Genomic DNA, 13,279 nt, shown 5'->3' on the forward strand with positions numbered 1-13,279 from the left:
CGGAGCGTCCTTCATGTCCGAGCCCACGCCAGAGCAGGAAGCCGAGCGGCCAACGTCGTTGGGTATTTACGACAAGCCCTCGCGGCCGTCCGTGACCGAGATCGAGATTGCGGCCATCGTGCTTAGCGTGATCTGGCTGGTGGTTTCGGTGGTGTTTCTGGTGCTGCCCGACGACGTCGAGGGAGGTGGGTTCGTGGTGACCTTGCTGGCGGTGTTCATGCCGGTAGCAATGATCTGGGTCGCGGCCACGGCGATGCGCGCCAGCCGCGTCATGCGCGAAGAAAGCGAGCGTCTACAGACTGCGATTGATGCGATCCGGCAGACTTATGTCCTCCAGCAACAGCGGGCCGCCATTTCCCACGAACCGGCCGTCAGCAAGAAGTTGGACGAAATCGCTGAATCCGCGAAAAAGACCGAAAGTACACTGGCCACGTTTTCGACCAAACGTAGCGAACCTGCGCGGGCGGCAGCGTCAAACGGAACCGGCGACCAAACCTCGTTGGAGTTGGGTACGCAGGCCGAGGACATCGCGCCGCCACTCAGCACCGATATTTTCATCCGAGCGCTGAATTTCCCCGAAACGCAGGATGACGCCGAAGGGTTCGACGCCTTGCGTCTGGCGTTGAAGGACCGCAAGACCGCCCAACTGGTGCAGGCTTCGCAGGACGTTTTGACGCTGCTCAGCCAGGAAGGCATCTATATGGATGACCTGCGCCCCGACATGTCCCGCCCCGAGATCTGGCGGCAATTCGCGCAGGGTGCCCGTGGTCGCTCGGTGGCGGCTTTGGGCGGCATTCGGGATCGGTCGTCGCTTGCGCTGACGGCGGCGCGGATGAAGCAGGACCCGATCTTTCGCGACGCCGCACATCATTTTCTGCGCCGCTTTGACCACATGATCGTGGCTTTTGAACCTGAGGCCAGCGATGCCGACCTGACCGCATTGGGTGAGACCCGAACGGCGCGAGCCTTCATGTTACTGGGGCGTGTGGCTGGAACCTTCGACTAAAGGCCGAAGCTGCCGTAGGGGATAAACCGGACTAGATCGCCCGGTTTGATATGGCGCGCGCCGTCTTCGATTTCGACCAGCCCTTCGGCCCAGCTGAGCCCGCTGATCCGGCCCGATCCTTCAGAGGCAAACACCTCGACCCGGCCATCGCGCACTCGGGCGCGCAGATATTCGCGGCGGCCCGGTTTCTTGCGTTTTTCAAAGGCGGCGGGCAGATCGAACCCCTGTGGGTCCTGCCAGCCCTCACCCGCCATCAGACCCAAAGCCGGGCGCGCAAAGATCAGGGTGCAGACCTTAGCCGCAACCGGATTACCCGGCAGGCCAAAGACCGGTGTGCCTTCCCACAATCCCAGAGCCAGCGGCCGCCCCGGTTTGAGCGCAATCCTCCATTCCTGCATCGCCCCCGCCTCTCGCAACAGGGCCGAGACGTGATCCTCATCCCCGGCTGACGCGCCACCGCTGGTCAGGATTACATCCGCCTGTTCCGCCGCCGCATTCAGGCGATCGCGCAAATCTTCCCGGTCATCAGAAACCCGCCCCATATCCACCGGCTGAAACCCCATGCGGTCGATCAGTGACAACAGCATCGGGCGGTTGGCATCGAATATCTGGCCTGGCCCGGCCTTGTCTCCGGGTTCGATCAGTTCATCACCGGTCGACAGCACCGCCACACGCAGCGTATTGCGCACTGGAACTTTTGCAATTCCGGCAGCCGACAACAACGCCAGATCGGCGGGCGTCAACCTTCGCCCGGCAGACAGAACCAGATCGCCCGCGGTCACGTCCTCACCTGCACGGCGGGTGTTTGCACCCTGTTTCAGGGGGCCGTGAAAAGCGATGTGGCCATCTTGTACGGTCACGTCCTCTTCTAGAATGACCGTATCCACACCCTCAGGCAACGCCGCGCCGGTCAACACCCGCAGCGCATGGCCATGCGGCACCGTGCCATCAAACGGGATACCTGCAGCCGCGCGGCCCGGATGCAATGGCATCACCTGCGCACCCTCGGGCATCGCACCCGCAAATCCGTAGCCGTCAACGGCCGTATTCGGTTGCGGCGGGTTCGAGCGTTTAGCGATGATATCCTCTGCCAGAATACGCCCCATAGCCTGCGGGAGCGCAATTGTTTCAACAGGCACAACTACCGTCAGCCGCTGGCGCAGCAGGGCCAGCGCGTCATCCACCGGCGTCCAACTCACCCCGGCAGGCAAAGCAAAGCAATCGTTGCGCAGGGGCGGTGGGGCAATATCCGGCTTGCGTTGTGACACTCCCAAAATCCAGCCTTCCTCTGCTGCGTTGACGTTCAGATGGTTCGCCAATTCCTCGGGTCGCATCCCGGCCAGTGACAGCGCGACCTGTTCCACCTGCCAGGCGTCCTTGATCCGGTCTTTCGGCCCGGCCCCCAGGGTAAGCGAGGGCCAGATTTCCACAAAGGCGACCGGGGTGTCCAGTGGCTCGAACGGCCAGACCGAGATTTGTCCGGTAAATGCGCGGCGCAGACGGGCCAGAACCGGCAGGCCAGTCATGACCTGACCACCCACAGCACCGGCCCCGCCCATTTGCCAACACGTAAAGCTGCCCTTGGTTTCGGGGTTCAGTTCGACGCAACGGCGTTCGGGAAATGGGTTGTGATAGTCCGCCTTGTTTTTGGGCAGACCGTCGATGCCATGTCGCAGGCCATTGAACCAGAACGGACCCTTGCCGCCAAAACGGCGGTTAATCTCTCCGGCCAGATCAAACCGGTTGTTGGCTTTTGGTGAATCCTCGATCCGAGCCTCGAACCAGTCCCACAACCGCAACGGATCATCCGATCCGGTCAGCGCACGGGCGAACCCTTTGGGATAGCCAAAGGGGAAATCGAACCCCAGACACAGCCGCCGTCCTGAGGCAATCTCATCCGCAATCAGGTTGTGCAGCCATTGCTCGGCAATCATGCGGTTTCTAAGGTATGTCGGTTCTTCCGCCCTACCCTGTCGCACCACACAGGCCCAGATGGCATCCTTGCGTTCGGAAAGGCCGGTGTCATTGCCACCGGACCAATCGACCATGGCAAAACTATCGAAACCGGTCACAAACCAACCTCTTGCAGAATGAAATCGGCGATGGCTGCGGTGTCATTCAGGTCAAAGACCGGCACAGCCACATCGAGCGGCGTGTCACTTGCGACGGCGCGGATCGTCGCGTTCTCAGGCGCCATCAACGGGTTCGCGGCCTCGGCCCGATAGGCTTCGACCTTGGGGTGGGCCTCGCTTTTAAACCCCTCGATCAACACCAGATCGACTGGCGACAGTCGCTCTAGTAACTCATTCAATGGAGGCTCGGGCACGCCGCGCAGCTCTTGCATGATCGCGACGCGTTGACCCGAGGCCAGCAGAACCTCGGACGCGCCCGCAACGCGGTGACGATAGCTGTCAGTGCCCGGCTGATCGACATCGACATTGTGATGGGCGTGTTTCAGGGTCGAGACGGTAAAGCCGCGCCCGGTGATCTCAGTCACCAGCCGCTCCATCAACCCAGTCTTGCCCGCGTTTTTCCAGCCGGTGACGCCGTAAACCTTCATGCCTGCTCCAGCAGTTGTTCCGCCCGCGCCAGATCGTCGGGTGTGTTGACGTTGAAGAACGGATCAAAGGGATCGGCCGGGAACAGCGCCTCGCGCCCGTCATGTTTGTCGGTCCACAGCACGACCTTGCGCAGGCCGTCATTCAGCGCATCCCGCAGATCGTCGCGTAATGCCACGGGCCAGAGACCAAAGGTCGGGTGCCGATTGACCCGTTTTCCACCACCGGATTTCAACGCCTCATCCCCGGTGCGTGGCGTGGTGGCCAATACCAGCGGATAGGTTTGGCCTTGGGCAGCGTCGGTCAGTCGCACCACCAGATCGCGCGGGAAGAACGGCGTGTCGGCAGCCGCGGTCACGATGCTGTCAGCCCCCTGCGTGGCTGCCCAGTCGAGACCGGCCAGAACGCCCGCCAATGGCCCCGCGAACCCTTCGATCGTGTCGGGTAGAATGGGCAGGTTCAGATCAGCGAACCGTTCCGGATCACCATTGGCATTCAGCGCAAGGCCATCCACCTGCGGGGCCAGCCGATCGATCACATGGGACAGCAGGCTTTGCCCGCCGATCTGCAATAAGCCCTTGTCGCCGCCACCCATTCGGGTGGCGAGACCACCTGCGAGGATGATGCCGAGAGGGCGGATCATGCGGTGCCCTCGATCTCTGGCCACTTCTTGAATTTCGTGAACGGCTGCGCCGACGCAAGGCAGATGCCAGCCAAAAGAAGCAGTATCCAAATGCGCGAAGATGTTGACGTGGTTTCACCCAACCGAACACCAAGATTTACCGCGCCCAGAAAATAACCGAGAATCAAGGTAGGAAGCACGCCACACCAAAACAACAAGCGATAGCGCCGCGCAGCTTTTTGTACCGATGGCATCAATTCAAGCGACTGCGGAAGCCCATGCATCGCAATACGCTGAAGCGATGTGTTCTGAAGTCGGTAGTCAAGGCTGTTTTGCTGCCATCCAGGTCCCCAGAAAACCACCAAATCCAGCACCCCAACATATTTCCGGGCGCTCCAGCCCAACTTACCCAGCACATTTTTACTATGCGCACAAATGCCTTCAACGACGGCTCGTTTGCTGCGGAAGTAGGTTACCAGCACCAAAACATAGAGTGGCAGAATACTGACTGCTAAAACAAAAGTGACGAAAATCCAAAGTGTCTCTGATATCATCCCGCACTCTTCCTACGATGCTTCTTATCCTCAACCGCCACGCTTGCCGGATCCACATCACGCAGCAACCGGTCCTCGCCCGACAGACACACAAACCGCTGACCTCGCATGCGGCCGATCAGGGTCAGGCCGACCTCGCGGGCGATCTCGACACCCCAGGCGGTGAAACCGGATCGGGACGCCAGCACCGGTATGCCCATCATCGCCGTCTTGATCACCATTTCGGATGTCAGACGGCCAGTGGTGTAGAGGATCTTGTCGTCCGCCGCCTCACCCTCGGACAGCATCCAGCCCGCGATCTTGTCGACAGCGTTGTGGCGGCCGACATCCTCCATGTAGACCAGAGGGCGGTTTTCAAGGCACAGAACCGTTCCGTGGATCGCCCCGGCCTCAAGATACAGCGACGGGGTTCGGTTGATCTTGGCCGCCAGCTCATACAGCCATGATGTCCGCACTTGAACTTGCGGCAGGCGCACATCCTCGAGCCCCTCCATCATGTCGCCGAACACGGTGCCGACTGCGCAACCGCTGGTGCGGGTCTTTTTCTTCAACTTGTCTTCATAGGACGTCTCGCGCGCGGTGCGGACGATCACGGTTTCCAGATCGTCGTCATAATCGACCCGCGTGATCTGATCATCATCCAGCAACATGCCCTGATTGCGCAGGAACCCCAGCGCCAGATATTCCGGATAGTCGCCTATGGTCATCGCGGTCACGATTTCCTGGGAATTCAGGAAAATCGTCAAAGGGCGCTCTTCGACAACCGAGATCTGGCTGACCTCTCCATTCTGGTCCACGCCCTCGACCGCACGGGTCAGGCGGGCCGCGCCGGGATCGGGGGCGATGATGTAGTCCGAGACATCCAGTTCCTTGGCCAATTGCAACCCTTTCCCAAGACCGCTACTGCTGCGGCTATCACCATAGGATTTAGCCATGGCAGACACCACATCCAAGTCATACTATTGGAAGGGTTTTCGCGACGGGACCCCGTTCATTTTCGTCGCCATCCCTTTCGGCACCTTGTTCGGGGTATTCGCCACCGAAACCGGGCTGACCATCATTCAGACGATGGCGTTCACGGCAACGGTTTTCGCCGGGGCCGCGCAATTTGCGGCCTTGCAACTGCTGCAAGACAATGCGCCAACCCTGATTATCCTGGCTTCGGCGCTGGCTGTGAACCTGCGGATGGCGATGTATTCAGCCTCGCTGACGCCGTATCTGGGGGCCGCGCCACTATGGCAACGCGCCATTGGCGCATATCTGGTTGTGGACCAGTCCTACGCCAGCTGCATGGTCCGGTTCGAAAAAGAGCCCAACATGACCGTACCTCAACGCATGGCCTATTTCTTTGGCTCGGTCTCACCGATCACACCTTTGTGGATACTGTCCACTTATCTGGGGGCAGTGTTGGGCACGCGAATACCCGAAAGCTGGGCGCTGGATTTTGCGCTGCCGATCACGTTTCTGGCCATGATCGGACCGATGATGCGCACACTGCCGCATGTTGTAGCGGCTTTAGTTGCCATAACGGTTTCGCTGCTGACGGTTGCTGTGCCCTATAATCTGGGTCTGCTGGTGGCCGGATGCACCGGTATGATGGCCGGGGCGCAGGCGGAATTGTGGCTGGAACGCAGAAAGGTCACGTCATGAACGCGGTCGATCCGGTCACTATGTGGATCATCATCGTCGGACTGGCTTTGGGCAGCTACGTCCTGCGGTTCGTGTTCCTCGGACTGGTCGGCGATCGCCCGATGCCCCACTGGCTGCTGCGCCATTTACGCTATACCGCCGTGGCGATCCTGCCTGCCCTGATCGCGCCGCTGGTGGTATGGCCGACCGCAACTGGCGGCCAGCCGGACATCCCGCGCATGGCGGCAGCCGCTGTCGCGCTGATGGCCGGGTTGATTACGAAAAACGTGCTTGCCGCGATCTTTTCCGGGGCCGCGACCCTTTACGCGCTGCTGTACCTATTGGGCTAGCGCACCACTCTGCTGGTTCAGCAGGGCATTGTTCGCCGCCAGACCCTTTTGCAGATCGGCATCGTCATTTTCGCGATACTCGGTGGTGGACACCCCCGGTATCTGGCCGAATTGCTCGGACAGTTTGACCGGATAAAACGTGGTTCCGATCTGTTCGAACCCTGGCACCTGCTGCAACAATCGAGAGGTAGAGTTGGCGCAGTATGCACTGGATACCGGCCCCATCTGCTTGGCCAGCTGCAGGGCGATTTCCGCCTGTTGTGGGGTGACCTCGATGGTTTGGATACGCGCAAAATGCGTTTCGCGCGCGTGGCTGCTGCGATAGGCGCGCTCGACATTCGGCGTGATGCCGTACAGCACGTCGTTCTTGATCGGCACAACATCCGCGCGGAATGAACCTGCGGGGTCAAAAATCACCCGCTCACTACCACTGATCATCAACGAGGTATGCGCCCCCGAACCGGTTCGGGTGCTGATCATTGTATAAAGCGTCAGCGTCGAAGGACCCGGATCACGGTAAGACCGTGCCACGACTTCTGACTGATCTGCCTGAGGGCGCTGCGACCCGGTGCAGCCTGCAACAGTTGCCGCCAGAAGGCAGGCAAACAAAATCCTGATCACGGTCGACCCCGGTTTGGATTACGCGGCGAAGACCGCCAGGAACAAGCAAAGGAAGGCAATCGCAACCACGCACCATGTGGTGGCCTTGATGAAACCGTTGAAGGTTTTGGTTTGGACGGTGATGTCCATTTCGCCGTGCTTGTATTCAGCCATGACTCAGAGATTCCTAATTCGCGTGTTTGAGATGTTGGATAATCGAAAAATCGAGGCCTGTCACCACGTCATTCGCGCACAGGGGTCACGGATTGAAACACGGAACATCCCGGATAACCAAACCCCCACCGCCAGGGCAGGCCGGAACAGGGCCCGCCGCCCAAACGCACGGCGGTATACATCGCCTCGGCCGTAAAGAAGTGTGCCGTACGAATCTGGTCGGGGGTCATTTCATAGCGTTGGGCATAATCCTCGGCATGGTCATCGCCGTGTTGTTTGACGCAGATGCGCAGCGTGTCATCCGCCGACAGGCGTGCGTCAAAGCTTTCCTCGGCTTGCAATGCGCCGCCTGCGTTGTGATAGGCGCGGTCATGGCTCACGCAGCAGTATTCCCACGGCGGGTGCGCCTCGTATAGCGCGCTGAAATTGGGGAAGGTTTCAGCCACAAAGCGCCAACTGGCCGACAAACCGCCGGAACAGCCATCTGTTTCAAAGGGAATGGGCTCGGCATCCCCACGTTGCGCGAACAGCGCGCGGTGGGCTGGCAACTCAATGTTGCGCATGAATTCCTGTGCCGTTGCCGGGGCGGCCAACAATGCCAGCAAGGCCGCCAGTTTAGGGGCTTTCATCACGCATCGCCTCTGTGTCGATGGACATGCCAAAAGTGGTCGCCATCCATAAAAGCAACCGCTCGGCCGGGCCCATTTCGGCTCGCACCCTCAGCACCTCGTTGGCCATTGCAGGACGGTCGGTGATCAGCCCATCCACCCCCATCGAGGCCATTGCCGACATCTGCAACGGATCATTCACTGTCCAGACATAAATATCCTTGCCCGCCTCATGGACCGAGCGCACCAGACCTGGCGTCGCCATCGCGGCGTTGACGGCAAGGAAATCGCCCTCAAGCCCTGTCAGGTCACCCACCGCCGTTGCCGCCAGAACGCCAGCTCGCCAATCGGGGCGGATGGACTTCATCTTTTGCACGGCGGGGTATTTCAGCGACATGGTGGCAATGTCGTCCTGCATCCCCAACTCTTCGACAAGGGCCACCACGCGGTTTTCCAGATCGACATCATGGCCGTAATATTTCAGCTCGATAATGACCTTGGCTTTACCTTTTGCGGCCTCAAGCACCTCACGCAGAGTCGGGGTGCGTTCATCGGCGTATTCGGGACCAAACCAGCTGCCGATGTCGATCTGGGCAACATCCTCCATCGTCGCATCCCAGACCTTAAGGTTCACGCCCGCAAGTTTCATGAAATCGCTATCATGGGCGACGATCACCACGTCATCCGCCGTTTCCTGCACATCGATTTCAACCCAGTCCGCACCGTCTTCGATGGCCTTGAGCACTGCGGCCATGGTGTTTTCCGGGCGCACCGCCGCCGCGCCGCGATGACCGATGACCTCGGCACGGTCGGGAGCTTGCACACGTTCCAGCAAATGCTGACCAAACCACAACCCGATCAACACAGCCACCACGGCTGCGCCGACGGTTGCCAACAGCGGAATACGCAGACTGCCGGGTTCGGGATGCAATGGTTCGTCTGTCTTGATCTCAAAAAAACCATCCAGCAACACTGCCAACGCGCCCAACGCAGTCGCCGCCAGTACCAATCCGGCCAATGACCAAACTCCTGCCACCAACAGGCTGTAAAGCAAGGCCAGACGCAGATGGCTGGCGCCCTGCAGGGGAACGATGGCGAACAGGATACCCGCGACCCAGGCAATCAGCGCGGCGATGATCAGGCGCAGGATCAGCCATATCGCCAGTTCGATCTTGAGGCGCCCGCGTTTGCCCTCCATCCGATTGGCGCTGATGTTAAATGCATGCCCAGGGTGGACATTTTCAAACAGGACCAGATGCAGCGACAGCGCCCAAGCCGAGAGCCTGCGTATCAGCACCCAAGCCATGACCAGAACCACGGCCCCGATCAGCACTACCGCGACCCAGAACGAGGGCGGATGGAAGGTCAGGTAATAGTTGATGTCATATTCGGTCAGCGTCCACCACGCGATCAGTGCTGCAACCACAGCAAAAGGCAGCACCAGCAGCAGAACGCGCAGCACGAACCGCACGGCAAATCCAAATAGTGCCGGAAGGCGCGACAGGATCAGGCCGATGGCGGAACTGCCCGCGCGCCATGGATCGGCTTCGCCCATCCGCAACGATGCGGCCATGACCGAGAAAACAAACACTTCGGCCAGAAGAAACAGGCTCAGCACAGCAACAGCAGCGATGAAACCGGCGGGTGACAGGATAAAGGCGGCGATGGCCTGATCCGTCAGCGCGGTTTGATTCGACAGCGATACGGCAAGGTTTACGGTGATCGCCACGCCCGGTGCAATCAATGCCACCAGCAGCAGGCGCACGGCGATGTAGATCGGCACGAACACGCGACGGCGCGCCCAGGCGCGCCTGTAGGCAGTTGTAACGTCTGAGAAACTGGTCACGTGGCCCCCTTGAAAGTTGCACTCATTCAAGGCTGCGCAGACGTGAATTGCAAGTCAGGCGATCAGCTTTCTTCCAGATCCTTGGCCAACCGGAATCCAATGCGATTGGCGGGCTTGTCCTCGACCGACTTGGGCAGAGCCCGCAGCATCACATTCAGTTGGCTGACATGCTGCACCAGCTGGGTTCGCGCACCGGTCGCGTCCGAGCCGTAAAAAGTGATGATATCGGGATCAAAATAACCCATGCCCTCGATCCGCATCACGCCCGCATCGCCACCGGTAAAGCCCATGGCGACCTCTTGATCACCGGTCAGCGTTTGTTCGAAATTCTGGATATACAGGATCAGCCGCTCATACGCCCATTGCGCCGGGCTTTTGGTCTCGACCGGTTTTTGCAGCTGTCCGGGCAGATCCTTGGCACCGGATTTCGCGTCCGGGTTGGCGTGGACCTCATAGCAACGGGGCAAAGCCGCCGCTTCTGCTGCCTCGGCCGATGTTTCGATCTGGTCCTGCATGGCTTTACCCTTTGCGCTGAAACTCCCACGCCCCGTCCGCGCGGCGCGTCCGGGTGACAGTTCCAATGTGGTAAAGATGGTTCAGATGTGCAACCGCTTCGACCAAAGCCAGCCCGTACTCGCCTTCTTTGATCTGGCGCTTGAATAGAGGCATGAAACAATCGGCCGCGGTTTTGGGTTGGTCCAGATAGTCCTGCAACCGGTCCAGCGCGCCGTGGTGATTGTCGATCAATTGCTTCATGCGCAGCGGCAAGCCGGTAAAAGGCAGCTTGTGCCCACCCAGCGCCAGATGATCAGGCCGCGCCAAGCCTTGCAGACGCTCACATGCCTCCAGCCACTCGGCCACGGGATCAGCCAAAGGTTCGGTGACATAGACGCCCAGATTGGGGCTGATCGAGCTGAGTATCTGATCCCCGGTGATCACCAGATTGTCATCGCGGCTCCAGAACGTGGCGTGTTCAGGGGCGTGCCCGTTGCCCATATGCACGTCCCAGTCACGGCCACCCATGCGGATGACGCTGCCCTGCTTGATCCGGGTAAAGCCCAGAGGCATTGGATAGACCGTGTCGCAATAGTTGAACGGACGCTCGGTCATCCGTTTGGCCAGAACACCCGCGTCCATGCCTGCGCTGCGGTAATAATCCAGCGTTTCCTGCGGCCAGCTTTCCTGCACATCCAACTGCAGCATGCGCGAGAAAAGCCATGCGGTACGCGAGGCCACTAGTTCCACGCCGTGTTCCGATTGAAACCAGCCTGCATTGCCCACGTGGTCGGGATGGTGATGGGTCACGACCACACGGTTGATCGGCTTGCCGCCCAGCGGACCCCCCATTAGGGTTTCCCAGATGCGACGGGTCTTGTTCGAAGACATGCCCGTGTCGATCACTGTCCATCCATCGCCATCGTCCAGCGCATAGATGTTGACGTGATCCAGCGCCATGGGCAGCGGCAGGCGCATCCACAGCACCCCTTCAGCAACCTCGATCGCCTCGCCCTGCGCCGGAGGCTCAGGCCAAGGATAGCGGATTGCCAAAGGTGAATCCCCGTCCATTACACCGCCAACTCCTCAGGGGTGAACGCATAGATGTCCTCGGCCCCGTTCTGCGCCTGCGTCAGCAGACCGGCATATTCCGGCAGCAATGCGTTGATGTAGTACCGCGCCAGTTTCAGGCGCGGACCTTCGGGGTCAGCCAGCGCCGCCTTCAGGTGGTAATGCGCGCCCAAAACGCGGGCGAAGGCGTGCAGATAAGGCACAGCACCGGCAAACCGAGCGTTCATGTCCGATTGCGCCACAATCCACTCGGTGGCTTCGCGCAGGCTTTCGGTCGCCTCCCATACGGGACCCGCCAGACCCGGCAGGCTGGCGCGGGCCTGTTCGGCGTGATCCTCGATCTCGTCCAACAAGCGCGAGGCTGCTTCGCCCCCATCCATCATCTTGCGCGCCACAAGGTCCATGGCCTGAATGCCGTTGGTGCCCTCATAAATCGCGGTGACGCGGACGTCGCGGTAATATTGGGCTGCGCCCGTTTCCTCGATGAACCCCATACCGCCATGAACCTGCACACCGGTTTCCGAGACGCGCATGCCTGTTTCAGTTCCGAAGGCCTTGCAGATCGGGGTCAGCAGCGCGGCGCGTGCGGACCATTCGGCGTCACCGGTGGCCGTGGCCATATCGATAGCAGCCGCATTGGCCAGCATGATGGCGCGCGCGGCAAAGGTATCGGCGCGCATGCTCATCAGCATCCGGCGCACGTCCGCATGGTCGATGATGGTGCCCGAGGGCGTCTTGCCCTGCTTGCGGTCCAGCGCATAGGCCAGCGCGTGCTGGTAGGCCCCTTCAGCGGCCCCCACACCCTGACCACCAACACCCAGACGTGCGTTGTTCATCATGGTGAACATCGCAGCCATGCCGCCATGTTCCTTACCCACAAGCCAGCCCTTGGCCCCGTCATATTGCATGACACAGGTTGGTGATCCATGCAGGCCCATCTTATGTTCCAGCGACACCACTTTCAGATCGTTGGCCACACCGGGATTGCCGTTTTCATCGGGCAGGTACTTGGGCACCAAAAACAGAGAAATCCCCTTGGTTCCAGGCACACCATCCGGCAGGCGCGCCAGCACCAGATGGCAGACATTCTCAGTAAAGTCGTTGTCACCCCAAGAGATAAAGATCTTCTGACCCGAAACCGAATAGGTCCCGTCACCGTTGGGCACTGCCTTGGAAGACAAAGCCCCCACATCCGATCCGGCCTGCGCTTCGGTCAGGTTCATGGTGCCCGACCATTCGCCCGTCATCATCTTTGGCAGGTACAGCGATTTCAGCTCGTCACTGGCGTGATGTTCCAGCGCTTCGATCTGGCCTTGCGTCATCAACGGTGCCAGTTGCAGCGACAAGCACGCGGCCGACATCATCTCATTCACAGCGGTGGTCAGGGCCATCGGCAGGCCCATACCACCGAATTCTGGATCGCCGCTCATCCCGATCCAACCGCCTTCGGCAATCGCTTTCCACCCATCTACGTAACCGGGCGATGTACGCAACACGCCATTTTCCAACCGCGATGGCTCCAGATCACCGGGGCGTTGCAGCGGGGCCATTACCTCTTCGCACATCTTGCCGGCCTCAGACAGGATCGCACCAACCACATCTTCGCTGGCCTCCGAAAACTTCTCGGTCGCCGCGATTTGATCGAATCCGACGACGTGGCGGAACAACAATTCATAGTCGGAAATGGGCGCGCGGTATGGCATGTCTTCCCCCGGATTTGTTTGGTCGGTTTTTGGCGGGTGGGGTTGGAAATTGCAATGCCCACC

Annotated in this window: 15 protein-coding genes; 3 read left to right on the top strand and 12 right to left on the bottom strand. The window is 60.1% G+C overall.

The genetic code is table 11. The features are described from left to right. The first annotated feature begins 13 nt into the window (after positions 1–13). Positions 14–1,006 (top strand): hypothetical protein, encoded by a 993-nt coding sequence (locus GOX21_RS13315; RefSeq protein ID WP_170350677.1) that lies wholly within the window; start codon positions 14–16, stop codon positions 1,004–1,006. Here GOX21_RS13315 and GOX21_RS13320 read toward each other — a convergent pair. Genes GOX21_RS13320 through GOX21_RS13340 form a run of 5 tightly spaced genes read right to left on the bottom strand, consistent with a single transcriptional unit; the run spans position 1,003 to position 5,624 of the window. Continuing rightward, a complete protein-coding gene (locus tag GOX21_RS13320; protein WP_368040024.1) occupies positions 1,003–3,078 on the bottom strand; it encodes a molybdopterin-binding protein in 2,076 nt (691 codons plus the stop codon). The two genes, GOX21_RS13315 and GOX21_RS13320, sit on opposite strands and share 4 nt — an antisense overlap. Beyond that, complete coding sequence (gene mobB, locus GOX21_RS13325; protein WP_170350679.1) at positions 3,075–3,566, bottom strand: molybdopterin-guanine dinucleotide biosynthesis protein B; 492 nt, start codon at positions 3,564–3,566, stop codon at positions 3,075–3,077. Before mobB ends, GOX21_RS13320 begins: the two co-directional genes overlap by 4 nt. Next, on the bottom strand, positions 3,563–4,207 hold the full coding sequence (gene mobA / locus GOX21_RS13330; protein WP_170377798.1) for a molybdenum cofactor guanylyltransferase MobA: 645 nt from the start codon (positions 4,205–4,207) through the stop codon (positions 3,563–3,565). The genes mobB and mobA overlap by 4 nt, the downstream gene beginning before the upstream one ends. Continuing rightward, positions 4,204–4,740, bottom strand: coding sequence for a hypothetical protein (locus GOX21_RS13335; protein ID WP_170377800.1), 537 nt, complete (start codon positions 4,738–4,740; stop codon positions 4,204–4,206). Before GOX21_RS13335 ends, mobA begins: the two co-directional genes overlap by 4 nt. Continuing rightward, on the bottom strand, positions 4,737–5,624 hold the full coding sequence (locus GOX21_RS13340) for a formate dehydrogenase accessory sulfurtransferase FdhD (RefSeq protein WP_170350768.1): 888 nt from the start codon (positions 5,622–5,624) through the stop codon (positions 4,737–4,739). Before GOX21_RS13340 ends, GOX21_RS13335 begins: the two co-directional genes overlap by 4 nt. Positions 5,625–5,673: 49 nt before the next feature. Between GOX21_RS13340 and GOX21_RS13345 the strand changes: the two genes are divergently transcribed. Further along, entirely contained in the window at positions 5,674–6,390 is a 717-nt protein-coding gene (locus GOX21_RS13345; protein ID WP_170361335.1) for an AzlC family ABC transporter permease, read from the top strand. Then, entirely contained in the window at positions 6,387–6,719 is a 333-nt protein-coding gene (locus GOX21_RS13350; RefSeq protein ID WP_170377897.1) for an AzlD domain-containing protein, read from the top strand. Before GOX21_RS13345 ends, GOX21_RS13350 begins: the two co-directional genes overlap by 4 nt. Here GOX21_RS13350 and GOX21_RS13355 read toward each other — a convergent pair. The 7 genes from GOX21_RS13355 to GOX21_RS13385 form a co-directional block, all read right to left on the bottom strand. Next, on the bottom strand, positions 6,708–7,340 hold the full coding sequence (locus tag GOX21_RS13355; protein ID WP_170350684.1) for a hypothetical protein: 633 nt from the start codon (positions 7,338–7,340) through the stop codon (positions 6,708–6,710). The two genes, GOX21_RS13350 and GOX21_RS13355, sit on opposite strands and share 12 nt — an antisense overlap. A gap of 18 nt (positions 7,341–7,358) precedes the next feature. Continuing rightward, positions 7,359–7,493: an aa3-type cytochrome c oxidase subunit IV gene (locus GOX21_RS13360; RefSeq protein ID WP_058281864.1), complete on the bottom strand. Its 135-nt coding sequence runs from the start codon at positions 7,491–7,493 to the stop codon at positions 7,359–7,361. Between the two features lie 68 nt (positions 7,494–7,561). Further along, positions 7,562–8,122: a hypothetical protein gene (locus tag GOX21_RS13365; RefSeq protein WP_170377802.1), complete on the bottom strand. Its 561-nt coding sequence runs from the start codon at positions 8,120–8,122 to the stop codon at positions 7,562–7,564. Beyond that, positions 8,109–9,947 (bottom strand): glycerophosphodiester phosphodiesterase, encoded by a 1,839-nt coding sequence (locus GOX21_RS21745; RefSeq protein ID WP_170377804.1) that lies wholly within the window; start codon positions 9,945–9,947, stop codon positions 8,109–8,111. Before GOX21_RS21745 ends, GOX21_RS13365 begins: the two co-directional genes overlap by 14 nt. A 62-nt stretch (positions 9,948–10,009) precedes the next feature. Beyond that, positions 10,010–10,462, bottom strand: coding sequence for a DUF6173 family protein (locus GOX21_RS13375; RefSeq protein WP_170350687.1), 453 nt, complete (start codon positions 10,460–10,462; stop codon positions 10,010–10,012). 4 nt (positions 10,463–10,466) lie between these two features. Continuing rightward, a complete protein-coding gene (locus GOX21_RS13380) occupies positions 10,467–11,513 on the bottom strand; it encodes an MBL fold metallo-hydrolase (protein WP_170377806.1) in 1,047 nt (348 codons plus the stop codon). Further along, entirely contained in the window at positions 11,513–13,216 is a 1,704-nt protein-coding gene (locus GOX21_RS13385; RefSeq protein ID WP_170377808.1) for an acyl-CoA dehydrogenase, read from the bottom strand. Before GOX21_RS13385 ends, GOX21_RS13380 begins: the two co-directional genes overlap by 1 nt. Positions 13,217–13,279: the final 63 nt, after the last annotated feature.

The sequence above is a fragment of the Ruegeria atlantica genome (genome assembly GCF_013032005.1).
In the GTDB taxonomy this organism is placed as follows: Bacteria; Pseudomonadota; Alphaproteobacteria; order Rhodobacterales; family Rhodobacteraceae; genus Ruegeria; species Ruegeria atlantica_A.

Bases quoted from the DNA above. Each gene is read 5' to 3' on its own strand.
- GOX21_RS13380 (WP_170377806.1), bottom strand. From the start codon at position 11,513: ATGGACGGGGATTCACCTTTGGCAATCCGCTATCCTTGGCCTGAGCCT.
- GOX21_RS13350 (WP_170377897.1), top strand. From the start codon at position 6,387: ATGAACGCGGTCGATCCGGTCACTATGTGGATCATCATCGTCGGACTG.
- GOX21_RS13345 (WP_170361335.1), top strand. From the start codon at position 5,674: ATGGCAGACACCACATCCAAGTCATACTATTGGAAGGGTTTTCGCGAC.
- mobA (WP_170377798.1), bottom strand. From the start codon at position 4,207: ATGATCCGCCCTCTCGGCATCATCCTCGCAGGTGGTCTCGCCACCCGA.
- GOX21_RS13385 (WP_170377808.1), bottom strand. From the start codon at position 13,216: ATGCCATACCGCGCGCCCATTTCCGACTATGAATTGTTGTTCCGCCAC.
- GOX21_RS13315 (WP_170350677.1), top strand. From the start codon at position 14: ATGTCCGAGCCCACGCCAGAGCAGGAAGCCGAGCGGCCAACGTCGTTG.
- GOX21_RS13365 (WP_170377802.1), bottom strand. From the start codon at position 8,122: ATGAAAGCCCCTAAACTGGCGGCCTTGCTGGCATTGTTGGCCGCCCCG.
- GOX21_RS13360 (WP_058281864.1), bottom strand. From the start codon at position 7,493: ATGGCTGAATACAAGCACGGCGAAATGGACATCACCGTCCAAACCAAA.
- mobB (WP_170350679.1), bottom strand. From the start codon at position 3,566: ATGAAGGTTTACGGCGTCACCGGCTGGAAAAACGCGGGCAAGACTGGG.
- GOX21_RS13375 (WP_170350687.1), bottom strand. From the start codon at position 10,462: ATGCAGGACCAGATCGAAACATCGGCCGAGGCAGCAGAAGCGGCGGCT.
- GOX21_RS13335 (WP_170377800.1), bottom strand. From the start codon at position 4,740: ATGATATCAGAGACACTTTGGATTTTCGTCACTTTTGTTTTAGCAGTC.